Origin of the sequence: Jatrophihabitans sp., from assembly GCA_036399055.1 — a bacterium.
Lineage (GTDB): Bacteria > Actinomycetota > Actinomycetes > Mycobacteriales > Jatrophihabitantaceae > Jatrophihabitans_A.
Genome location: DASWNX010000002.1, coordinates 17,708 through 39,834, shown reverse-complemented (window position 1 = coordinate 39,834; position 22,127 = coordinate 17,708). Strand labels below are relative to the sequence as shown.

At 67.4% G+C, this 22,127-nt stretch carries 17 protein-coding genes and 1 tRNA gene; 9 read left to right on the top strand and 9 right to left on the bottom strand.

What is annotated here, in order from left to right; all coding sequences use genetic code 11:
• Window positions 1-2 precede the first annotated feature (2 nt).
• From VGB75_00235 to VGB75_00220, 4 genes are read left to right on the top strand one after another with little or no spacing between them, the layout of a single operon-like run.
• Window positions 3-1,208 (top strand): type II secretion system F family protein, encoded by a 1,206-nt coding sequence (locus tag VGB75_00235; GenBank protein HEY0165441.1) that lies wholly within the window; start codon window positions 3-5, stop codon window positions 1,206-1,208.
• A gap of 12 nt (window positions 1,209-1,220) precedes the next feature.
• Window positions 1,221-1,718: a hypothetical protein gene (locus VGB75_00230; GenBank protein HEY0165440.1), complete on the top strand. Its 498-nt coding sequence runs from the start codon at window positions 1,221-1,223 to the stop codon at window positions 1,716-1,718.
• The gene (locus VGB75_00225; GenBank protein ID HEY0165439.1) at window positions 1,712-2,374 is read left to right on the top strand and encodes a prepilin-type N-terminal cleavage/methylation domain-containing protein; all 663 of its coding nucleotides are present in this window, start codon (window positions 1,712-1,714) and stop codon (window positions 2,372-2,374) included. Before VGB75_00230 ends, VGB75_00225 begins: the two co-directional genes overlap by 7 nt.
• Window positions 2,371-4,533: a hypothetical protein gene (locus VGB75_00220; GenBank protein ID HEY0165438.1), complete on the top strand. Its 2,163-nt coding sequence runs from the start codon at window positions 2,371-2,373 to the stop codon at window positions 4,531-4,533. Before VGB75_00225 ends, VGB75_00220 begins: the two co-directional genes overlap by 4 nt.
• Window positions 4,534-4,574: 41 nt before the next feature.
• Here VGB75_00220 and VGB75_00215 read toward each other — a convergent pair whose 3' ends face one another.
• On the bottom strand, window positions 4,575-4,817 hold the full coding sequence (locus VGB75_00215) for a hypothetical protein (protein HEY0165437.1): 243 nt from the start codon (window positions 4,815-4,817) through the stop codon (window positions 4,575-4,577).
• Window positions 4,818-4,915: 98 nt separating this feature from the next.
• Here VGB75_00215 and VGB75_00210 point away from each other — a divergent pair, with 98 nt between their 5' ends.
• Window positions 4,916-5,860, top strand: a complete 945-nt coding sequence (locus VGB75_00210) for an FAD-dependent oxidoreductase (GenBank protein ID HEY0165436.1) — start codon at window positions 4,916-4,918, stop codon at window positions 5,858-5,860.
• Between the two features lie 9 nt (window positions 5,861-5,869).
• On the opposite strand, the gene VGB75_00205 is transcribed toward VGB75_00210, so the two are convergent.
• The 3 genes from VGB75_00205 to VGB75_00195 all read right to left on the bottom strand — a co-directional run bounded on the left by VGB75_00205 (window position 5,870) and on the right by VGB75_00195 (window position 10,521).
• Window positions 5,870-6,220: a DUF4333 domain-containing protein gene (locus tag VGB75_00205; protein ID HEY0165435.1), complete on the bottom strand. Its 351-nt coding sequence runs from the start codon at window positions 6,218-6,220 to the stop codon at window positions 5,870-5,872.
• 273 nt (window positions 6,221-6,493) lie between these two features.
• Entirely contained in the window at window positions 6,494-6,985 is a 492-nt protein-coding gene (locus tag VGB75_00200; protein ID HEY0165434.1) for a pyridoxamine 5'-phosphate oxidase family protein, read from the bottom strand.
• 95 nt (window positions 6,986-7,080) lie between these two features.
• Entirely contained in the window at window positions 7,081-10,521 is a 3,441-nt protein-coding gene (locus VGB75_00195; protein HEY0165433.1) for a M36 family metallopeptidase, read from the bottom strand.
• Window positions 10,522-10,913: 392 nt separating this feature from the next.
• Between VGB75_00195 and VGB75_00190 the strand changes: the two genes are divergently transcribed.
• Window positions 10,914-12,155: a cytochrome P450 gene (locus VGB75_00190; GenBank protein ID HEY0165432.1), complete on the top strand. Its 1,242-nt coding sequence runs from the start codon at window positions 10,914-10,916 to the stop codon at window positions 12,153-12,155.
• An 81-nt stretch (window positions 12,156-12,236) separates the two neighbouring features.
• Here the strand turns inward: VGB75_00190 and VGB75_00185 are convergent, their stop codons facing one another.
• From VGB75_00185 to VGB75_00165, 5 genes are all read right to left on the bottom strand, one after another.
• Window positions 12,237-12,902, bottom strand: a complete 666-nt coding sequence (locus tag VGB75_00185; GenBank protein ID HEY0165431.1) for a hypothetical protein — start codon at window positions 12,900-12,902, stop codon at window positions 12,237-12,239.
• Window positions 12,892-13,362 carry a hypothetical protein gene (locus VGB75_00180; protein HEY0165430.1) on the bottom strand — a complete coding sequence of 157 codons (471 nt, stop codon included), beginning with the start codon at window positions 13,360-13,362 and terminating at the stop codon, window positions 12,892-12,894. The genes VGB75_00185 and VGB75_00180 overlap by 11 nt, the downstream gene beginning before the upstream one ends.
• Window positions 13,363-15,831: 2,469 nt before the next feature.
• A tRNA-Arg gene (locus VGB75_00175) sits at window positions 15,832-15,903 on the bottom strand.
• Between the two features lie 133 nt (window positions 15,904-16,036).
• Window positions 16,037-16,723, bottom strand: coding sequence for a DUF305 domain-containing protein (locus VGB75_00170; GenBank protein ID HEY0165429.1), 687 nt, complete (start codon window positions 16,721-16,723; stop codon window positions 16,037-16,039).
• A gap of 13 nt (window positions 16,724-16,736) precedes the next feature.
• Window positions 16,737-17,480, bottom strand: a complete 744-nt coding sequence (locus VGB75_00165; GenBank protein HEY0165428.1) for a DUF3105 domain-containing protein — start codon at window positions 17,478-17,480, stop codon at window positions 16,737-16,739.
• A gap of 185 nt (window positions 17,481-17,665) precedes the next feature.
• On the opposite strand from VGB75_00165, the gene argS reads away from it, so the two are divergent.
• The 3 genes from argS to VGB75_00150 are packed head-to-tail and all read left to right on the top strand — an operon-like array spanning window position 17,666 to window position 22,110.
• Entirely contained in the window at window positions 17,666-19,318 is a 1,653-nt protein-coding gene (gene argS, locus VGB75_00160) for an arginine--tRNA ligase (GenBank protein ID HEY0165427.1), read from the top strand.
• Window positions 19,319-19,349: 31 nt separating this feature from the next.
• Window positions 19,350-20,795: a diaminopimelate decarboxylase gene (lysA, locus tag VGB75_00155; GenBank protein HEY0165426.1), complete on the top strand. Its 1,446-nt coding sequence runs from the start codon at window positions 19,350-19,352 to the stop codon at window positions 20,793-20,795.
• 10 nt (window positions 20,796-20,805) lie between these two features.
• Window positions 20,806-22,110 carry a homoserine dehydrogenase gene (locus VGB75_00150; GenBank protein ID HEY0165425.1) on the top strand — a complete coding sequence of 435 codons (1,305 nt, stop codon included), beginning with the start codon at window positions 20,806-20,808 and terminating at the stop codon, window positions 22,108-22,110.
• Window positions 22,111-22,127: the final 17 nt, after the last annotated feature.

Sequence of the window (22,127 nt, the reverse complement as noted above, 5' to 3'; positions counted from 1 at the left end):
CCGTGCCCAGTTTCAGCTACACAGCGACGCTGCCGTCCGGGGAGCCGGCGCGCGGAACCGAGAAGGCCGCCAGCCAGGAAGCCGTCGAGCTGGCCCTGTACGAGCGGGACCTGCGAGACATCCGGGTCGAGCCCAAGAAGAGCCTGCTCAAGATGGAGATCACCGCTTCCAGGGTCAAGCGCGACGAGCTGATGCACCTGTCGCGCCAACTGGCCGCCTTCATCCGGGCCGGCCTGCCGCTGATCGACGCGGTGCGCACCATCGGCGCGGAGTCCAGCAACAGCTCGGTGCGCCGGATGATGGCCGATGTGGAGCGGTCGCTGCGAGACGGTGATCGGCTCTCGACCTGCCTGGACCGCCATCCCAAGATCTTCCCGGCGTTCTACCGCGGCATCCTGCGCTCGGCGGAGCTGACCGGGCAGCTGGACACGGTGCTCGACCAGCTGGCCACCTACCTCGAGCGTGACCTCGAGGCCCGGCGCAAGGTGCAGTCGGCGATGATCTATCCCGCCGTGATCGCCGGGATGTCGGTGTTCACCGTCGCCGTGCTGGCCGGGTTCGTGCTGCCCCGGTTCAAGGTGTTCTTCAAGAGCCTGGACGCTGAGTTGCCGTTGCCCACCCGGATCATGCTGGCGATCACCGACTTCCTGATCGACTACTGGTGGGCGATCATCGCCGCCATCGTGGGAGTCGTCGTGGTCCTGGCACTGGCATTGCGCACCGAGGCCGGCCGCTATCTCAGGGACCGGTTCGTGCTGGCGGCGCCGGTGCTGGGCGCCACCGTCCAGTACGCCCTGGTCGAGCGGTTCTGCCGCATCCTGTCCTCGATGGTGAGCGCCGGGGTCAACCTGCCCGAGGCGTTGCGGGTGGCGAGTGAGTCGTTGCGCAACCTGGTCTTCATCCGGGCGCTGTCGCAGGTGGGGGAGTCGATGCTCGAAGGCGACGGTCTGGCCAAGCCGCTGGCCCGGACCGGGCTGTTCCCTAGCACCGCGTCGTTGATGATGCAGGTGGGCGAGGAGACCGGCACCCTGGACGCCCAGCTCGAGGCGACCGCCCGGTACTACGAGGGCGAGCTCGACTACAAGATCAAGAAGCTGACCAGCCTGTTCGAGCCGACCATCATCCTGGTGATGGGAGGCTTGGTGGGGTTCGTGGCCATCGCGCTGGTGTCGGCGATGTACGGCATCTTCAACCAGGTCTCTGTCTGAGATGAGCTTGTCATGAGCCTGGCCATCAAGCCTGACATGAGCGCCGGCATGGGGGCTGGCATGAGATCGGAGGCGGATCGCGACCGTGGCGAGACGCTGCTGGAACTGCTCATCGGGCTCACCATCATGGCGGTCGCGGTGGTGGCGGTGGTCGGTGGCCTGGTGGCCAGCATCGCCGTCTCCGACATCCACCGCAAGCAGGCCACGGCCGGGGCCGCGGTGCGCGATTACGCCGAGAATGTCGAGAAGTTCGTCGCCGGAGCGGGTTACACGGCGTGCGCGGCGCCCTCGGCCTACTCGCCGGGCGCTGTGGGGTTCACCGCTCCCAGCGGCTATGTCGCCACCGCCGTCACGGTGCGGCACTGGTCCGGCGCCGCCTGGGCGGCCAGCCCGTGCGCCGACATCGGGCTGCAGGAGCTGACCGTCCAGGTCGCCAGCTCGGACACCCGCGCGAGCGAGCGGCTGGTCGTGGTGCTGCGCAAGCCCTGCGGGCTGGGCTCGACATGCTGAGGCGGGACGAGCGCGGCTTCACCCTGGTGGAGCTGCTGGTGGCGGTCGTGATCCTGGGGCTCATCGCGGCGCCGCTGGGGAACGTGATCATCAGCTATCTCCGCAACACCGACGCGACCGCGGCCCGGCTCAGCGAGTCGCACGACGCGCAGGTCAGCGCCGCGTACTTCTCCGCCGACGTGGCCAGTGTCGGCGTGCGCAGCACGACGTACTCCGCCGACCCGGCCGCGCCCTATCCGTTGACCCAGTCGATCGAGCAGAACGCACCGGCAACCAGCGGGCTTTTCCCTTGTGGCAGCGCGGCCACGCCGAACGCGGTGATCCGCTTTGCCTGGGACGACTACACCAGCGCGTCGTCCTCGGCGGTGATCCAGCGGCGGGTGGCCTACGTGTCCGTGCCGGACGCGGCCGGCCATCCGCAGCTGCACCGGCTGGTGTGCGCCGGCTCGGCGACCGTCGTCACCGACACCGTGCTCGCTCACGACCTGGTGTCGGTGGCGGCGTCCTGCGCGTCGGCGTCCGGGCCGACGGCGTGCGCCGGAAGCGGCGCGGCGGTGCCCCTGATCGCCAAGCTTTCCTTGACCATTCACAACCCGCAGAGTGCTGGCGCGCCCGATTACCAGATTCAGCTGACCGGTCAACGGAGGCAGTCATGATCAAGGCAGCCCGCCGCCGGCTGGATCTGGCCGACGACACCGGCGCGACGCTGGTGCTCGCGTTGATCCTGATCACGGTGGTGGCGCTGGTGGTCGGGGTGCTGCTGTCCTTCGGCGACTCCAGCGTCCGGACCACCGTGGCGCTGCGCGGCCAGGCCGCCGCGGTCTACGGCAGCGACGGCGCCGCGGCGGCCGCGATCACCGCGTTGCGCCGCTCGCCGTTCAATAACAACACGTCCAGCCCGACCCACCCGAAGTGCTTCGGCGCCGGCCTCACCGCCGACACGCTGCTGCTGAACGACTTCTACCCCGGCACCACCGGCGGCGCGGCGTCCTCGGCAGCGGTCGAGTGCACGGCCGACCCGAACACCGGTGCGGCCGGTGGACTGGTGAAGATCAACGACGGCAACAAACCGGGCAACGCGATCCTGACCATGGGCGCCAACCCGGGCGAGGACGGCGTGAACATCAAGGCGCTGAGCAGCTCGTTCCCGTTCAGGGTGCACGGCTCGGTGGTGTCGAACTCCAACATCCGGGTGACCAACGGCTCACTGGAGTCCAACGTGGGGGTGTACGCGCGCACCGGCTGCTCGGGTGCCATCGTCAGCACCCCGCCGCCGGCCTGCTCCTCGGGCCCGACCGCCGACCCGGGCTACCAGTCCGAGCCAGCGTTCGGATCGCCTGCCAACGCGGTTCCCACCTACCGGCCGGTGCCCGCGGTTGCGGCGACCAACTGTCCGGGCGGGGTGATGACGTTCCAGCCCGGCTACTACGACGACGGCCAGGCGCTGTCGTCGTTGATGAGCAACAGCGGCGGTTCGTGCAAGGACAGCGTCTGGTGGTTCACGCCCGGCATCTATTACTTCGACTTTCACAACTCGGCCAACCCGCTGCTCGGCGGCAGCGACGTCTGGACGGTGAGCAGCGGCCAACTGGTCGCCGGCACGCCTACCAACGCCGCCGGCACCGTGCTGGCCAAGCCGGCCAGCCCGTCCACGATTCCCGGCGCCTGCCAGAACCCGATCAAGGACGAGAACGCAACCGGGGTGCAGTTCATCTTCGGCGGCGACAGCCAGCTCCGGCTGACCAATGACGCCGACGCCGAGATCTGCGCCACCTACCACTCTGACCGGCCGCCGATCGCCGTCTACGGGGCCAAGACTGGAGCCGAGGCCCTCGTGCCGACGGCGACCGTCAAGCCCTCCACCGTGGTGAATCCACCCGCGCCGGCCCTGTTCGACAGCGCCACCGTGACGGCCTCGAATCTGGCTGAGGAGGCCGACAGCGCCGGGGCGGTCTGGACCAAGACCGCCACGGGCAACCAGACGGCCTCGTTCACCCTCGGCGGCTACGCCCCGGCGCCCGTCATCCCAGCAGGCTCGGTGCTCAATTCAGCGACCCTGCGGGTGGTGTACAAGAACAGCGCCGGCGCCAGCGGCGATGTGCGGACGGTGGTGCTGACCCCGACCGCGGGCGGGGCGGCGATCACCTCGACCCTGCCCTCGACCGCGAGCACCGTCGCCCAGACCGCGCTGATCAACCTGTACAGCGGTGGCGTCGGCCCGCTGGCCACCGCGGTGCACACCTACGGCTTCACGGGCGCGAGCATGGCGTACTCGACGCGGCTGGCGCACACCGGCGTCGAGACGGTCGACGCCCTCCAACTCGACCTCGGCTACACCCCGCCGGCCTTTCGCGCCCAGGACGGCGCCATACCCGGCGGCAACTGCCTGACCAGCACCTACACCGGTGGCGGGGGAGGGCAGTGCGCGGTGCTGTCGATGTCGACCGGCTACAGCGGCCGCTTCTACATCCAGGGCACCACCTACACGCCCAAGGCGGTCATCGACCTGACCTTGAATAACATCACCTCACAGGTGCTGCGCTTCGGCGTGGTGGCCCGCTCCCTGTGGGTCAAGGAGACCGGGTCCATCACGTACAACGGCCCGGTCATCGAGGTGCCCGACAACTCACCCGGCTTTGGCCCCGGCGGCACGGTGGTCTACCTCAACGTCTACCTGTGCCAGGCGGCGTCCAGTTGCACAGCCGCCACCGGCAAGCTCAGCCTGCGGGCCCGGGTGCTGATCTATGACCCGACCGCCACGCCCAACCCGCCGGCACGCCAGATCACCATCCAGAGCTGGGCGGTGCAGCGCTGAAGGTGGGCGCTGAAGGTCCTGGCGCCTCAGCGCCAGCAGGCCTAGAAGACGATCCGCTCTTCCGGCGCCGGGGGAGCGCTCTGGTAGGAGCTGAACCGCTTGGCGTCGGAGTCCCAGTGCAGTCGCTCCTGGTCCTCGGCGTCCCGGCTCTGGAAGACGTGTTCGCCCTCGTGGCCGGCGCTCTCACCGCAGGTGGTGTCGAACTTCTCGAGCCACTCCAACTCGCCGGTCGGGTGAGCCTCACGGATCGAACTGATGTCTGTGTCGCAGCGTCCCTCACTCATGCAGGGCAGCCTAGACCGTTCAGGCGCCTTTGTTGCCTCGTTTGCATCCCTGCCCCGCAAGGCTCACGCCCCGGCGCGGACCGTGGTGGGATGGGCGCATGAGAGTGCGGGTGGTGGGCGCGGGCGTGGTGGGGTTGACCAGTGCGCTGCGCCTTGCCGAGGCCGGTCACCAGGTCGAGGTGCTCGCGGCCCAGCTGCCGCAGAGCACGACGTCCTCGATCGCGGCTGCGCTCTGGTATCCCTACCGGGCCTACCCCGAAACCGAGGTCACCCGGTGGTCGGCGGCCAGCTACGCCGCCTTCGGCGCCCTGGCGGCTGATCGGCGCTCCGGTGTCAGGCTGCGCCGCGGCCGGGAGTTGTTCCGCGCGCCAGTGGCCGAGCCGTGGTGGCGTTCGGCGGTGCCCGAGCTGGCGCGGGTGGCCGGCGATCACCTGCCCGAGGGCTACCTCGACGGCTACCAGCTGACGGTGCCGGTGGTTGACATGGCGCTGCATCTGGACTGGCTCGTCACCGGCCTGCGTCGGCTGGGAGTCGGCGTGCAGGTCGGGCGGCTCGATGAGCTGGACGCCGCGTTCCCCGGCGTCGACGTGGTCGTGAACTGCGCCGGACTGGGCGCCCGCGAGCTGGCGGGGGACCGGACGCTCAGCCCGGTGCGCGGTCAGGTCGTCGTCGTGGAGCAGTTCGGCCTCACCGACTGGGTGCTGGATCAGAACGAGCCGGATCAGCTGACCTACGTGGTGCCCAGGGAGAGCACCGTGATCCTCGGCGGCACCGCACAGGAGGGCGATGCCGACCTTGAGGTCCGCCCGGCCGAGACCGAGGCGATCCTGGCCAGGTGCGCCGCGCTGATCCCCGAGGCAGCCGGCGCCCGGGTCCTCGGGCACCGGGTCGGGGCGCGGCCGGCCCGGCCCGCGGTGCGGCTGGAGACCGAGATTCGGCCGGACGGCCCGGTGGTGCATTGCTACGGCCACGGCGGCGCCGGGGTGACCCTGTCCTACGGGTGCGCCGACGACGTCGTCGAGCAGGTCCGTCGGCTCGGATAGGGATGATGTTCAGGTCGGTATAAGGGTGAAGCGGCCGTCCTCGTCCTCGAATAAGACAACGATGGCCCAGTCCGTCGAGTCGACGACGCCATGGCAGACCGTCACCACGCCCTGGCCCACCTTCGGCGTCCGTGGGCAGTCCATGCGCGAGACGTCGCCACCGTCCTGGGTGATCCGATCGGTGACCGCCTTGGCCAGGGTGTCGCCGGTGACAGGCCCGGCGGGAGGCGCTGACAGCTGGCCGGTGAGCGGTTCGCCGCCCTCCTCCATGAACGCCGCTCCAGCGAACACGACGACTAGCGCGACGACCAGGACGAGGAGTAGCGCCACAAGTGAGAGCACCAGGGCGGTGATGGCCACTCCTCGTCCACCGCGGCCCTCAGGGGGCGGCGGCGGTGAGCCCGGCGCCGGATACCACTGTGAAGCAACGGGTTGCGGTGGCCCGTAGTTAGGCTGCATGGCGGGATGCCCCTTAGGTGGCGACGCGGCGGTTGGTCACAGTTGTGCCGGACTCTCCCACATCGGGCCGAGCCGCACGCTGGATTGCGTCCCATCGCCTCCGAGCTCCCGGCCGACGATGGCAGGAGCAGCCAGTGCCGGCCGGGCCGCCGGGAACCTGGTCCGCCCCAGGTGTCAGTGTTTCTGGATCACCCGTTCGGGCGTGCCCGGCTTCCAGACGGTGATGTCCAAGTGGCCTTCGGCGTACTCCACGGCTGAGGCGCCGGTCAGCTCCGTGTCGTAGAGGTGGTCCAATCCCTCAGCGCGAAGATCGAAGCCGGTGTCGGCGAACAACGCCTCGGTGAAGCGCTGATGCAGCGCCTTGTCCTGCACGTCGCGCGCCATGCCCCAGAGCTTGGCGTCGCCGTCTGTCACCTGGGTGTCGACGGTGGCGGTGTGCAGGCAGAACCGCGGGTCGCGGTCCAGGTCGCGGAACTTCATGGTGCCCGGCATGCCCACGAGCCAGAGCCGGCCCTCGAAGACCCTCGGCTCCATCGGGCTGATCCGCGGGTAACCGTCCGAACGCAGCGTCGCCAGCATGCACAGGTTGCCGGTCGCCGCGTGCCGCCGCGTGAAGACGGCGGCGATGCGTGGCGCGCAATTGGCGAACTCATCCCATCCGACCATGGCCGAGATGGTAGTCCCGGCCTCAGACAACGGAGCTGACATGGCGACGCCCGCTCGGCCCGGGTGCGGGCGAGCGGGCGTCGTCACGGAGATCTCTAGGAGAACGCCTCGAACTCAGCGGCCTTGACGGTCGGGGCCTTGGGGCCGAACAGCGGGTTGGTGGTGCTCGAGCCGGTGACGCAGTCGCTGTCGCTCGTCGGGTCGTTGTCCTGATCGCCCTGGTACTCCGGGGCGCCGGTGCACTGGTTGTTCAGCACGATCAGCTTCAGGTGCGTGGCCGTGGTGTCGGGGACGTCGAACTGCCGCACCAGCAGATCCGGCGCCAACGGCCGGGGCTTCGTGGCGGGGAAGGCGTTCGCCGGGCTGGTGTAGATGGTGGTGAAGCCCGCCGGGTTGACGCAGCCGGGGTTGGTCGCGCTCTCCTTGCACGTGGCGATGGCGAACTGCCGCAGCGCGTCGAAGCGGCCCCCGGTCTGCTGCGTGAAGGCGCTCACCCTCACGGTGCGGACCATCACCGGCCCGCTCGCGGTGCGCGCCAGGTGCACCACCACCGACGGCTTGCTGAGGTTGACCGGCGTCGCGGTGGTCTCGCTCCAGTTGGTCGCCTCATCGTCGTCGATGAGACCGGCGTGATTGACGCTGGTCGCGCTGCCGGTGACGGTCGCGCCGTTGGCAGCCGAGGCCAGGTTGGTCTTCAGCGACAACACCCGCGCTGCCGTGGTGCCGGCAGCGACCGTGTGGGTGAAGCTCTGGATGCCGAAGCCGGCCTTCTGCACCGTGATGGTGTAGGCGCCGGGCTCGGCGCGGAACGTGGCGATCCCGTTGAGGTTCGACGTGGCCACCGGGGTGACGCCCGCCGAGTACGGGCCGACGTAGACCTTGGCGCCGCTCACCTTCGCGCCACCGTTGTCCACGGCGCTCAGCGTGAAGTTCACCGTGCCGGCCTGCGAACCGGTCCGCCCGACGAAGCTGGGCTTGGGGTCGGCGTCGTCGGTGCCGAGCGTCGAGGCGTCCTTGCCGAAGCCCCGCTTGGCGAACGCGGTCCAGAGCGTCGCCTGGTTGGCGCCGCCGAAGCGCATCATGTCAGCCGCCAGGTAGCTGTCCCGGGCGTCAAGCATGCTGGTCGTCGACGGCTGCAGGAGCCAGGCGTCGAACACCAGCTGGATCCAGCGCCGGTTGCCCGGGCACTGGTCAGCCGGCAGCTCGCCCTGGGCGCACCGCTGCTGCAGGGTGGTGTTCGAGGCCGGGTGAGTGGCGTTGTACTTGGCCACCAGAGCCTGCCGGATCTCGTAGTTCACCGCGTTCCAGACCTCGCCGTCGGAGTGGACCTCGGGCCCGGTGACGTCGAAGCCGATGTCGCTGTAGTTCAGCGGGTTGGTGTTGAGGCTGTAGTTGCGGATGCCGCGTTCCTTGTTGCCGGTGGCGTAAGGACCGACGGCCCACGGGTTCTCACCGTTCTGCGGGGTGTAGCCGAACTCGTGCAGGTACTCCAACGCGTTCAGGTCGGCCCAGCTCTCGCCCATGGATCCGGCCTGCTCGCCGGACAGGCCGGCGTCCGGGCCGGCCACCATCCGGTTGCTGATCAGGTGGGTGTACTCGTGGCCGAAGATCGTGGTGTCGTAGTCACCGTCGACGCAGGGGGAGTAGAACGCCCCTGAGATCGGCTGGAAGAGGTACTGGTTGGTGATCGGGGAGATGCCGTCATTGAGGGTGACCTGGTTGGCGTTGTCGCGACCCTGGTAGGACGGCGCGCCGCCGCTGATGGCCCCGGCCTGGACGTTGCCGATCTCGGGGTCGCCTTCCTTGCCGCCATTGCCGTGGTTGCTCACCTGCGCGTTGTAGTTCTCCTCGGTGAACCCGAGGAAGTAGGAGAAGTCGTGGAAGCGGTTGTGCCCGGCGAACAGGTCGGTCACCGACGCGTCGATGTCATTGCGGCTGGGTGAGGCGAAGCTCGCCTGGCTGCACTTGGAGGTGTTCCACTGGTTCGTCCAGCCGAAGCTGTAGTCGCGGTCCGCGGCGATCGGGCGCTGCCCGGCCGGTCCCGGCGTCAGCGGTGACAGCCATGACTCAGCGGTCACCGCGTTGTTGCCGGAGGTGGTGAAGGTCGGCAGGCCCGTGTGGGGGTTGGCGTCCCACGGCGTCCGGGAGGCCAGGTTCTGCTCCTTGCGATCGCAGCCCGTCTGGTTGGTCAGCACCCAGCAGCCGGTCTTGCGGTTGTCGGTGGAGGAGTAGTCCAGCGACGGGGCGTTGAAGAAGTACTTCCACTTCGGCGGGTACGGCAGGCCGGCTCCGCCGGTGTCGGGGGCCGCGGTGTTGGAGGAGAGGAACACCCCCGTGGCGGTGTACGGCTCGACGAACGGTCCGGCCGGGTTGGGAGAAGGGCAGATCTGAACGAAGTAGTCGCCTGCCGGCACGCCGTCGGCCGGGGCGTAGACGAGCTCTTCCTGACCGACGCCCAGGTCCTCGCTGGCTGCGACGGCCGTGCCGTTCAACAGCAAGCGGATCACGATGTCGTTGGTGGCAACCGTGCTGGTGCCTGCCACGGTGATCTGCTTGGTGGCGGCGTCGACGGTGCCGCCCGGGACGGCCGTCCCGCAGGCATCCGGCGTGAAGGCGCCGGTGAACTGGTTGCTCGACTCGCTGTGCTGCACCCGGTTGTAGCGCATCAGGATCTCGCCCGAGACCGCGTCGACGAACACCGTGTAGGCCTGGGCGTCGCCGCCCTGGACGTCGAGGACGATGGTCTCGAAAGCCGGCCGGGCCGCTCCGGCCGGAGTGGGCACCGCCACCAGGCGGGCCCGCTGCTGCTGGGCGAAGCCGGGCACGCTGAACACGCTCCAGCCGTTGCTGACGGTCGGGGTGGACAGCGCGGGCAGCGACAGGATGTGTCCGACGTTGGCGGCGGCCTTGAGCCAGGCGCTGGTGGCCGACAAGGCAGCGGCCGGCGGCGTGGACTGCGGCCCGGTGGCCGAGGACGAGACGTAGGCGACCTTGTCGCCCGCGACGCTGACGGTGATCAAGCCGTCCTGGCCGGCGGGCAGGGCGCCGTATCGCTGGCGGAACAGCACGGCGTGGCCGGCGCCGGCCGCGGTCTTCTGGTCGTTGAGCAGTTCGAGCTTGTCGACGTCGGAGGAGGTCATCCGGAAGAGTTCGGCGTTGTCCTTGAGCCACGCCCGGGCGACGGCGACGGCGTCTCCGGTGTAACCGGCGCCCAGGTAGCTGTCGTACTTGATCAGAGACTGCACGGTTCCGAACCGGTTCCACCGCGCCTGCGCGCCGAGCGCGGACACCTGACTCAGCTGCTCGGCGGTCGGCGCGATCGCTCCCACCCGGGCATCGACGTCGGAGAACCCGATGGGGACGCCCAGCAGCGAGAGGTTGCTGCTCGCCCCGCCCGACGCCGCTGGCGAGGCCAGGGGAGCGGCGTTGGCCCCGCCGGCGTCCACAAGAGCGATGAGCACGGCAGCGGCGACTGCCGCCGCGCCGAACTGAGTGGCCGCTCGGCGGTGTCGCCGAGCAGGACCGGATCGAATCATGAAGCCTCCACGCTCAAGCCGGTAGTGAGATCCGGCAGTCGACATTCACACTGATCACCTACCAACGCGCGGCCTGCGGAAAGGTTGCGCTCAGATTCCGGCGAGGATGCCGCGGGGCGGGTCGCAGGATCGGGCCGGCGCTCAGCGCTTCGGGGCGGTCGCGCTCCCGGCCCAGCCGGACGTGGGCCGCTGGACTGTGTCCGGTGTTGAGGAGCCGGTGAGCGCAGCCGACACGAGCCCCGGCAGAGCAGGAAGCAAGATGTCAGCGATGTGGGCTGCGAGCACGATGAAGTCCAGTCGGCGGCGTCGAGAAGCGTGGCGATGGCTGGCGGAGTCGGCACAGCTGCTCTCCGATAGCAGCTGTCACAACCAAGGACAATCACGGGAGAGTCATGAGCGCGGGCCGTCACTTCGTGTTGGACCCCACCGGCCGAGACATCCACGCCGAGGCAGATCACCTGCGCGCGCTGGGCCCCGCCACCCAGGTGGAGCTTCCCGGCGGGGTGCTGGCCTGGTCGATCACCAGCTACGAGGTCAGCAAGAAGTTGCTGAGCGATCCGAACGTGAGCAAGAGCGCCCGCAAGCACTGGCCGGCGTTCTCCAACGGTGAGATCCCACCCGACTGGCAGATGATCAGTTGGGTCGCGATGGACAACATATCCACCACCTTCGGCGCAGACCATCGCCGCCTGCGCAGGCTGACCGCCAAGGCGTTCAACTCACGCCGAGCCGAGGAGGTCCGCCCGCTGGCGGCACAGCTGATCGACATGTTGCTCGACCGCATGGCCGACGCCGCGGCCTCGGCAGAGGTGATCGACCTGAAGGCGGCCTTCGCGTATCCGTTGCCGGGCATGCTGGTCGCCGAGCTCATCGGCATGTCGGAGGAAGCCAGGGTGGCCGCGGCGAAGGTCATCGACCTGATGGCTGCCACCAACGTCACCTCTGAGCAGGCCCAGGACGTCCTGCTCGGCTGGCGCGAGGCCATCACTGCGCTCATCGAGCTCAAACGCGCTCAGCCCGGCGACGACATCACCAGCGACCTGATCGCCGCACGGGACGAGGACGGCTCCCTGCTCACCGAACAGGAGATGGTGGACACCATCTTCGCGATACTCGGAGCGGGGTCTGAGACCACGATCAACTTCTTCGACAACGCGATCACCCAGCTGCTGACCCATCCCGAGCAGCTCGACCTGGTCACGTCTGGGCAGGTCTGCTGGGAAGAGGTCATCGAAGAAGTGCTGCGCTTGGACTCGCCCCTGGCGAATCTGCCGATGCGGTTCGCTGTGGAGGACATCCGGCTGGGCGGGGTGACCATTGCCAAGGGCGAGCCGATCCTGATCAACTACGCCGCGCTCGGGCGAGACCCGGCGCTGCACGGAGAGTCAGCGGGCGCCTTCGACGTCACCCGTCAGAACAAGGAGCACCTGTCATTCGGCCACGGCGTCCACTACTGCCTCGGCGCGGGGATTGCCAGGATGGTGGCCAAGGCAGGTCTGTCCGCCCTGTTCGAACGCTTTCCCCGCCTGACCCTCGCCGTCGACGCCGAGGAGCTCGTGCCCTACCCGACCTTCATCATGAACGGCAATCGCGATCTGCCCGTCTACCTCTTCGGCGGCGGCCGCGCCGCCTAAGGCGCATAAGGCCAGGTCACGCCGATGCTCATTAGGCGAATGCAAACGTGCAGGTTGCGGAAACTACCTAATGACGGTTAATCACTTCCCGCTCGAAGCGATACGGTGGTACTCCAGAAACGCGAGCGTTCCTTTGCCAAGCACACCAGACAGGTTGACCCCATGAGTCTCGGCAGCCGCCACGGCCTCGTCGCAATCAAATAATGCCTGCGACAGATCCTCCCGGGAGACCGCGTCGAGGACAATTCGACGGATAATTGTGTGTATACCGCTGTTTTCTGCCGAGGGGGGTACTTCTGGCATTCCGGCCAATATCGTTTGTTTGAGAGAGAGTATATGCCCACGACGCTGCGCGTCCTCCAACGCGTGGGCCTGTTCCTTGAGTGTGGATTCTAAAGATCGCTGAAGCGCAGCTACTTTTAGGCGCTCAGCTTCGATCAAGCGAAGTTCCCCTTCGGTACGCCTTGACTTGTTGTCTGCGCTCTGAGCGACGTACACACCGTACGCTCCCACTACGGTCAGTACAATCGTGAGAACTGCAATTGAAGCATCGTTGGCAAGGCCTTTGAAGGTTACGCGAACCAATGCACGAAGCACTATGCCAAGTGCGCCGACCCCCACCGCGATCGCGAGTATAGAAATTAGGTTTCGACCACGTAGGCGCCATCGCAAAGCAATTGCGAGTGCTACACAAGTAAGGGCAACCCACCACGAAATCAGAGCCTCGCCAAAGAAACTATTCGTCACGTTGGGCACTCGATGCACGAACAATCTCTTTGTACACCTCAAAGCCTAGGGTCTGATCGCGATCGACCTTCATTTTATCGATCATGGGTGCCGGGTCCTCTGGCCAATCTGCAGGCCGCTCTTGTGAATGAAGCGTGTGCGCCGAAATATAAAGATATGGGAGGTTGAGGCCGAGTACTGACACTAGCCGACCAAAGACAGCACCTATGTTAAAGTCATTCAACGCATCTATCCATGCCTGCGGGATCCCGAGTGCTTCAAGCTGAGTTCGTTCTGTACCGGATGGTCTAGGCATACGTCGGTCGAATACAGCCGCTGAAAAGCCACCAGCGATAATCGCCTCGACGCCGTCGATCACCGTTTCAGCCTGGAACACCTCCCAGCCGTGGCTTTCAAACTCGCGAATAACGGTGTCAATGGACCAAGTTCGATCGTCAACAAGGAGTAGTCGACTTTTCATTCATCCGCCTAACTAACTGTCGTGGCTATGGGCCATTTTAGGCTTGCACGGACAACTGGCATATCGTTAAGAGTGAGATTCTCGTGGGTCAGTGTTCCGCCCACCTCCTCGACGACATCTCGCATCAACCTCAGACCAAGGGAATTCCGCTCGGCGGCCCCATTGTTTGGGCCCGAGTCGCTAGGCTCGATCCAGCCAGGATTGAGGACCGACAGTTGTAGATAGTTCCTCGCAGGATCAATGATCACCGCTACTCGCACGAATCGGTGACCGCCACGAGTCCGCATGTGACGACACGCATTCTGGAACAAGTTATAGACACACTGTCTGAATGCCTCCGTGCGGCCTAGAAGTTGCACCGACCGGCCGCTTGGGTATTCGGGATACTCGATCGAGGCATGAAACATAGTCGGGCCGTACTCTTCAAGTCGGACCAGTTCAGAATTTAGGACCGCCCATGCCTCAAATGTGCCACTCGTCGGATTGCTAAGCCCACCACCGTAAACCCCTATAAACGCATCGGCTCGGAACTCTAGCGACCGAAGCAAATTGTCTAACAGAATGATGTCTCTGTCAGTATTGGATCGATGGACACGCTGGCGATAACTAATAAGATGATCACGTGCACTTCCCGCTTCTGTCCTGACGTCGTGCATGACGCCCGCCGCCCAGTTGTTTACCTGTTCATGTTCTCGATCAAGGCGCCGTTGCAGGAGATAAGTTAGTTGACGTACGTCCGGACTGCTTTCGGCTTCGCGAATCAGTCCTCTATAGTTAGACATAATCATCGCGTCAAGCGGCGAACTTGTGAAATCTATAGACATCTCAGCCTGATACGCAACGTCATCGTATTCAAGCCGAAAAACGTTAGTTAACATGACTAAACGGGAGCGGCTCTTCGAACGGTCGACCGTGATTACGTTATTTGGATGCGTAAACGTACCGTTTATAACGTTATCACAATCTGCAGCCGCTCGATCTCGCAGGAATTCTTCCACAAATAGCGTCAGAAAAGATGCGCCGATGGCTTCCTGCTTCTGGTACCCATATGTCGCCGCGGCGGCTTCGTTCCAAACGGCTATAGTGTAACCAGCGTCCTTGCCGCGAGCGACCCAAAACGGTACGGGCAGTACATCCGCGAATCGTTGCAGGTCGGATAAGTCGGGGGACACTGCTACTCTCGTCCAAATAAGTGGCGTGACAAATCGGCGGGACGGGCCGACTCAGGACTTTCGTCAGTGTAAAAGTTCATCGCTACGGCAACTCGAGCGTGCCCCTCGGTCATAGGACGTACGTAATGCGGATTCCGGCGAGCATCGAACAGAAGTAGCTTATTAGCCTTCGGATAGAGCTCTTGACAATTCGCGTCGACCTCCTCGATGGACTGTGCGCTCGGATCGAGTCCGACCACGAGAGCGCCCCCGTCGCGCTCAGATAGCGTCGCCGTATATAACATGCCTTGCACGGGATTAGAATCTACATGGCATTCGTACACCATTCCATCGCCCCACTGTACGTTCAAATTGATGGCGTACAGAGGGGAACTCGCGGTGTAGGTTCGGACCCCTGCGAATGCCTCGGCGCGTTCTAGAAATTCGGTTCGGTAAAGCTCGAAAAGCCAAGGTGCCTCTCGCATCAAGACGTCACCAGCGACGAGTAGTAGAGGGCGCGACCGAACGTCGGCGGCTTCACGTGAGGTAACGGATGTCGGCTTGAGCCTACGTTCCGTCGCGACCCGACCGGCGATGAAGCATAGGTCTGCGGCCCAGGTCGGCGGCAATATCTCAGTCAAGTCTTGTTCTTCGAACCTGAAACTCATAGGTGAAGGCTACGCGTGTCGTAACCCGCTGAGATGGAAAGTTCGACTCGTGATCGCAGGCGGCACTGGGTCGGACTGTAGAGACCGCCGATTGGCCAGTCCGATGCGCGGTTGGTCGGCACGGCGTTGATGCGCGACGGCGCAGCGCGCCGGCTTACGGGATGTTCAAGGTTGGATCAGCGGGCTGGCCTACTACCGCGCCGAGGCGAGGCGGCGTTTGAGCCTCGCTCACGTCGACCCCAGCGCTACCGCCGAGGCGGTTTGGCTGATCGTCCGGCTGCGGAAGCGACTCGCCGAGCAGATCGGACGCCGGCCCGGACACCATCGCTGACACTTGGCGCAGCATCACGAGGCGACGATGTAGATGGCTACAGTCAGACGTCGCTCAAGGCCTTCGTCACGACCTACGACCAATCACCCACCGCATCGCCTACTGCCCACCACGCTACTTCAGCGGTCATGTCCCCACCTGATCCAAGGCCACGCCAGCGACCGCATGAACCCTGCCGACATCGCCGGGCGGGTCGCCGTGGCAGCCACCGGCGACCTCAACCGCGACCCGCCCAAAGAGCCAAGGCCCTTTCGCGAGCAACTGCCCGGACCAGATAATCGAGGGTCGCGCCTATTTCGATCTGCTAGAGATCACAAAGTGCCCCCGGCAGGATTCGAACCTGCGCTTCTACCTCCGGAGGGTAGCGCTCTATCCCCTGAGCTACGGGGGCCTGACGGCCCTGATCACCGCGCCGGCACGCGCCCGATGACCGTCGAGAATGCTATCAGCCCGTTCCGGCCCGCCCAGCCGCACCCAACGTGCTCCGAGGCTGCGAGGTGGGACGAGGGGCGAATCGAGGAGGGTCAGGCTGGCGGCGGCAGCGGGCTGGCGCCGCGCTCGCGCAGCAGCCGCTCCATCAGCACGACCTCCGCACTCTGGGACCGGGCGATCTTCTGCGCCGCGTTGCGCACGTAAGGCGTGCTGGCGTGGTCGGCGCCGTACTGCGCCATCGCCAGGCCGCCCTGGTGGTGGCGCAGCATCAGCTGCAGAAAGTAGACCTCCAGGGGCTTGCCGGTCAGCGTCTGCAGCTTGCTGATCTCTGTCTGGGTCGCCATCCCGGCCATCGGCTCGTCCGAGCCGGTCGGCCCCATCGCCATGCCGTGCCCGTGCGACATCCAGCTCTCCGGCGTCCCGGGGTTCTGCGGCGGCAGCCCCCAGGCGTCCAGCCAGCCCTGCATCTGACCCACCTGGTTGAACTGGCTGGTCTCGATGTCATAGGCCAGCGTCCGGATCACGCCGGTGCTGTGGTCACGGGTGTAACCGGCCATCGTCACCGCCTGCCGGTGGTGGGTGGCCATGTCCCAGGTGAAGCCGGCGTCCACCGAACTCGCGTCCGGCGTGGACGCGCCGCTGCGATGGCCGGCGACGTAGCCGAGACCGCTGGCCAGCGCCAGCAGGGCCACCCCCAGCACGGCCAGCAGCAGCCTGCGCAGCGGCCGCCCCGCTTGCAGCGGCTGGTCCTCAGCCGCTGCCGGGCGCTCGGTGCTCACGACCATCTCGGAATCAGGACTCCGCCGGCTTGCCGGGCGTGCTGGGGTTGGTCTTGAAGGCCGGGTTGCTGCAGCTGGCGCCCAGTTCGGGGGTGTTGGTCTGGCTCTGCCGCAGCGCGTCGATGAAGCGCTCGACCCGATCGTCGGTGGCCGAGTCCAGGAACAGCTGGTAGCCCCAGGCCTGCAGCGAGACGTTGGACTTGAGCCCCGGGTAGGGGGTGAGCAGGGTGTACGGCTTGCCCGCGGCCAGCTTGGTCAGGACATCGAGCTGCTCAGCGGGCAGGCCGGGCTTGTAGGTGATCCAGACCGCGCCGTGCTCCATGCTGTGCACCGCGTTCTCGCTGGCGATCGGATTCGGGTAGACGGTGCCGTCGCAGTCGGCCCAGATCTGGGAGTGCGCCCCGCCTATCGGCGGGGACTCGGGGTAGGTGATCGGGCCGGCCTTGTGGTCTCCGCCGGTGAAGCTCTTGTGCGCGATGCCGGCGATCTTGTCCGGGTTGCGCTCGTCGGACTTCTTCTTGTTCTGGCTCACGGCGTAACCGATCACCCCGACCGCGAGCAGCACGATCAGCACCGTCGCGATGATCAGACCCCACGGCGTCTGACGCTGGTTGACGATCTTTTTGGACTGGGCGCGGGCGGCCGCGGCTCGGGCCGCCGGGTCGGTGCTGGCGGTGCTGCCGGCCGGACGCTGACCAGCCTTGCGGGGCTGGTTCTTCTTGGAGCCACCAGACGCGGGCTTCGTCGGATTGGTCATCGTGTCGCTTTCGTCGCGTTGTGGCGCAGCGCACGCTGGCCGTCTTTCGGGGCAGAGTCTAGGTCCCCGACCTGTGTGTCGCCTCGGCGCCTACGCGGCTCGGCGGCAGCGCGCCGCCGCAACCGCCCTGTTCGCCTGGGCGATAGCGCTGAGAAAGGGCTCGCGCCCGCACTAGCATTGACCCGGTGACCCCAGACGAGCTCAGCTCCGCCCTTCGGAGCGCTGTCGAGCGCGCCGTCTCCTCCGGCGCGTTCAGCGCCGAACCGCCCGCCGAGATCGTCATCGACCGTCCGAAGAACCGGGCGCACGGTGACTACGCCAGCAACATCGCGATGCGGCTGGCCAAGGCCGCCGGACGCCCGCCCCGTGAGGTGGCCGAGGCGATCGCCAAGGCGTTGCTGGACGTCGAGGGCATCGCCGCCGTCGACGTCGCCGGCCCCGGCTTTCTCAACATCACCCTGGACAGCGCCAGCCTGGGCAGCCTTGCCCGCACGATCGTCGAGCAGGGCGGCGTCTACGGGCGCTCGTCGACCCTGGCAGGGCAGAAGGTCAACCTCGAGTTCGTCTCGGCCAACCCGACCGGGCCGGTGCACATCGGCGGCGTCCGGTGGGCGGCCGTGGGTGACTCACTGGCCCGGGTGCTGCAGGCCAGCGGCGCCGAGGTGAGCCGGGAGTACTACTTCAACGACCACGGCGCCCAGGTCGACCGCTTCGCCCGGTCGTTGCTGGCAGCCGCGCTCGGCGAGCCGGTTCCCGAGGACGGCTACGCCGGCGCCTACATCGCCGAGATCGCCGACCGGGTCCTGGCCAGTCACCCGGAGGCGGCCACTCTGCCGCGCGAGCAGGCCCAGGAGCTGTTCCGCGGCGTCGGGGTCGAGCTGATGTTCGCCGAGATCAAGCAGAGCCTGCACGACTTCGGGGTGGACTTCGACGTCTACTTCCACGAGAACTCACTGCACGATTCCGGCGCGGTGCAGCGGGCGGTGGCCCGGCTGCGCGAGCAGGGCCGGATCTTCGAGGCCGACGGCGCGATCTGGCTGCGGACCACCGACTTCGGCGACGACAAGGACCGGGTCGTCATCAAGAGCGACGGTGAGGCCGCCTACATCGCCGGTGACCTGGCCTACTACCTCGACAAGCGCGAGCGCGGCTTCAACCGGGTGATCATCATGCTGGGCGCTGACCACCACGGCTATGTCGGCCGGCTGATGGCGATGTGCGCCTGCTTCGGCGACGTGCCGGGGGTCAACCTGCAGGTCTTGATCGGGCAGATGGTGAACCTGGTCAAGGACGGCAAGCCGGTCCGGATGGGCAAGCGCGCGGGCAACGTGATCACCCTGGAGGACCTCGTCGACGCGGTCGGAGTGGACGCCGCCCGCTACCAGCTGGCCCGCTCGTCGGCTGACTCCACGCTCGACATCGACCTCGACCTGCTGACCCGGGCCACCAACGAGAACCCGGTGCACTACGTGCAGTACGCCCACGCCCGGACGGTCAACGTGGTCAAGAACGCGGCGGCGGTCGGCATCGATCTCGACGTCTTCGAGCCGAACCTGCTGACCCACGAGACCGAGACGGCGCTGCTGACCTCGCTGGGTGAGTTCCCCAGGGTGGTCGCCCAGGCCGCCGAGCTGCGCGAGCCGCACCGGGTCGCCCGTTACCTCGAGGCGCTGTCGGGGGAGTTCCACCGCTGGTACGACTCGTGCCGGGTGCTGCCCAAGGGCGACGAGCAGATCACCGACCTCAACCGCACCCGGCTCTGGCTCGATGTCGCGACCAGGACGGTGCTGGCCAACGGCCTGTCGATGCTCGGGGTGTCAGCCCCCGAGCGCAAGTGATGACGCTCGCGATGAGAGGCGGCCTGCGCCGATGAGTCGATCAGCCCACCCGGCCGGACCCAGCCACGGGCACCCCGTCGCCAGCGTGGACCCGGTGGTGGCGCCGCTGGACCTGGCGGCGCTCAACCCGCGGGTCTGGTCGGCCAATGTCGACCGGCTGGCCGGCGAGCTGATGGTCGCCGGCCTGAGCGCCACCGAGCTGGCCGCCGAGCACGGCACTCCGGTGTTCGTCCTGGACACCGACGACCTGCGCCGGCGGGCCCGGTCCTACGCCACGGCGTTCCAGGGCGGTGACGTCTACTACGCGGGAAAGGCCTTTCTGTGCACGGCTGTCGCCGGCATGATCGCCGAAGAGGGCCTGGGGATCGACGTGTGCACCGCCGGCGAACTGGTCCTCGCGCTGCGAGCCGGCGTCGACCCGGACCGGCTGGCGCTGCACGGCAACAACAAGTCGGTCCAGGAGCTGCGGCTGGCGGTCGAGTCCGGGGTCGGCCGGATCGTGCTGGACAGCCATTACGAGATCGACCGGCTCGCCGAGCTGGCCGCTGAGGCGGGAGCCTGCCCCCGGGTGCTGATCAGGGTGACCGTCGGGGTCGAGGCGCACACCCACGCGTTCATCGCCACTGCCCATGAGGATCAGAAATTCGGCTTCTCGCTGACCGCCGGCCAGGCCGAGGCCGCGGTGGCCCGGGTGCTGAGCCATCGCCAGCTGCGGCTGGTCGGACTGCACTCCCACATCGGCTCGCAGATCTTCGACACCGGCGGTTTCGAGGTCGCCGCCCACCGGGTGGTCAGCCTGCTGGCCAGGATCCGGGACTCCCACGGCCTCGAGCTGCCCGAGATCGACCTCGGCGGCGGCCAGGGGATCGCCTACGTCGACGGCGATGACCCCCAGTCCGCTGCCGACGTCGCGGCCCGGCTGCGTGAGATCGTCGAGCGCGAGTGCGGCCTGGCCGGACTGGCCGTGCCCCGGCTGTCGGTCGAGCCTGGCCGGGCGATCATCGGCCCGTCGATGCTGACCCTGTACGAGGTGGGCACCGTCAAGCCGATCGAGCTCGACGGCGGCCTGGTGCGCAACTACGTCTCGGTCGACGGTGGGATGAGCGACAACATCCGCACCGCTCTCTATGACGCCGACTACACCGTGGTGCTGGCCAACCGGCTCAGCAGCGCCGCGCCGCAGCTGTCCAGGGTGGTCGGCAAGCACTGCGAGAGCGGCGACATCGTGGTGCGCGACTGCTGGCTGCCCGCCGACGTGGCGCCGGGCGATCTGCTGGCGGTCGCCGCGACCGGCGCCTACTGCTACGCGATGGCCAGCAATTACAACCGCGTCCCGCGCCCGCCGGTGGTGGCTGTGACCGGCTCGCAGTCTCAGGTGATCGTGCGCCGGGAGACCCTTGAGCAGCTGATGGCCAACGACGTCGGCTGGGACCCGGCCGTCTCTCGGGTCGACAGCTCCGTCGTGGTCGGTGGATGAGAGCCGACCGGTGAGCCAGCCGCGTCCGATCCGCGTCGCCCTGCTGGGCTGTGGCGTAGTGGGCGCCGCGGTGGCCCGGCTGCTGAAAGAGCAGTCGGCCGAACTCGCCGCCCGGGTGGGGGCGCCGCTGGAGCTGGCAGGCATCGCGGTCCGCCGGCCCAACCGGCACAGCGGCGTCGACCCGGCGTTGCTGACCACCGACGCCGCGGCGCTGGTGGCCCGCGACGACATCGACATCGTCATCGAGGTGATCGGCGGGATCGAGCCCGCCCGCAGCTTGGTGCTGAGCGCTCTGAAGTCCGGCAAGAGCGTGGTCAGCGCCAACAAGGCGCTGCTGGCCGAAGACGGGGCCAGCCTGCACGCCGCGGCCAGCGCCAACGGCCTGGACCTGTACTACGAGGCGGCCGTCGCCGGGGCCATCCCGTTGCTGCGACCGCTGCGGGAGTCCCTGGCCGGTGACCGGATCACCCGGGTGATCGGCATCGTCAACGGCACGACCAACTACATCCTGTCCCGGATGACGGCCAGCGGCTCCGGCTTCTCCGAGGCGCTGGCCGAGGCGACCGCGCTCGGCTATGCCGAGGCCGATCCCAGCGCCGACGTCGACGGCTTCGACGCCGCCGCCAAGGCCGCGATCCTGGGCGGCCTGGCCTTCCACACCCGGATCACCGCCGCTGACGTGCACCGCGAGGGGATCAGCGACGTCAGCGCGGCCGACGTGGCCAGCGCCGCGGCGATGGGTTGCACCGTCAAGCTGCTGGCGATCTGCGAACGAAGCGGCTCGCAGGCCCAGCCGTCGGTCGCGGTGCGGGTTCACCCGGCGATGATCCCCAGCTCGCACCCGCTGGCCGGCGTCGGCGAGGCCTTCAACGCCGTCTATGTCGAGGCCCAGGCCGCCGGCTCGCTGATGTTCTACGGCCGCGGCGCCGGTGGCGAGCCGACCGCCAGCGCCGTGCTCGGCGACCTCGTGGCGGTGGCCCGCAACCGGCTCAGCGGCAGCCGCGGGGCCGGTGAGAGCGCCTACGCAGACCTCGCCATCCAGCCGATCGGCGAGGTGTCGACCCGCTATCACGTCGCCTTGGACGTCGCTGACCGGCCCGGGGTGCTGGCCTCGGTGGCGGGGGCGTTCGCCGACAACGGGGTCAGCATCCAGACGGTGCGCCAGGAGGGACGTGGCGACGCGGCCACACTCGTGCTGGTCACTCACGTCGCGCCAGACGCGGCGCTGGCCGCGACGGTCCGGCGGTTGGCCGCCTACGATTTCATTGGCAGGGTGCGCAGCGTGATGCGGGTGGAGGGTTTGCCGTCGGACTGAGGCCAGCAGCGGCGCGG

What these genes read in the sequence shown, in the direction of transcription:
- VGB75_00215 (HEY0165437.1), bottom strand. Translation starts at nt 4,817, where the DNA reads ATGAGTGAGGGACGCTGCGACACAGACATCAGTTCGATCCGTGAGGCT.
- VGB75_00165 (HEY0165428.1), bottom strand. Translation starts at nt 17,480, where the DNA reads ATGACCAATCCGACGAAGCCCGCGTCTGGTGGCTCCAAGAAGAACCAG.
- VGB75_00195 (HEY0165433.1), bottom strand. Translation starts at nt 10,521, where the DNA reads ATGATTCGATCCGGTCCTGCTCGGCGACACCGCCGAGCGGCCACTCAG.
- VGB75_00200 (HEY0165434.1), bottom strand. Translation starts at nt 6,985, where the DNA reads ATGGTCGGATGGGATGAGTTCGCCAATTGCGCGCCACGCATCGCCGCC.
- VGB75_00210 (HEY0165436.1), top strand. Translation starts at nt 4,916, where the DNA reads ATGAGAGTGCGGGTGGTGGGCGCGGGCGTGGTGGGGTTGACCAGTGCG.
- VGB75_00190 (HEY0165432.1), top strand. Translation starts at nt 10,914, where the DNA reads ATGAGCGCGGGCCGTCACTTCGTGTTGGACCCCACCGGCCGAGACATC.
- VGB75_00230 (HEY0165440.1), top strand. Translation starts at nt 1,221, where the DNA reads ATGAGCCTGGCCATCAAGCCTGACATGAGCGCCGGCATGGGGGCTGGC.
- lysA (HEY0165426.1), top strand. Translation starts at nt 19,350, where the DNA reads ATGAGTCGATCAGCCCACCCGGCCGGACCCAGCCACGGGCACCCCGTC.
- VGB75_00220 (HEY0165438.1), top strand. Translation starts at nt 2,371, where the DNA reads ATGATCAAGGCAGCCCGCCGCCGGCTGGATCTGGCCGACGACACCGGC.
- VGB75_00225 (HEY0165439.1), top strand. Translation starts at nt 1,712, where the DNA reads ATGCTGAGGCGGGACGAGCGCGGCTTCACCCTGGTGGAGCTGCTGGTG.
- VGB75_00180 (HEY0165430.1), bottom strand. Translation starts at nt 13,362, where the DNA reads ATGAAAAGTCGACTACTCCTTGTTGACGATCGAACTTGGTCCATTGAC.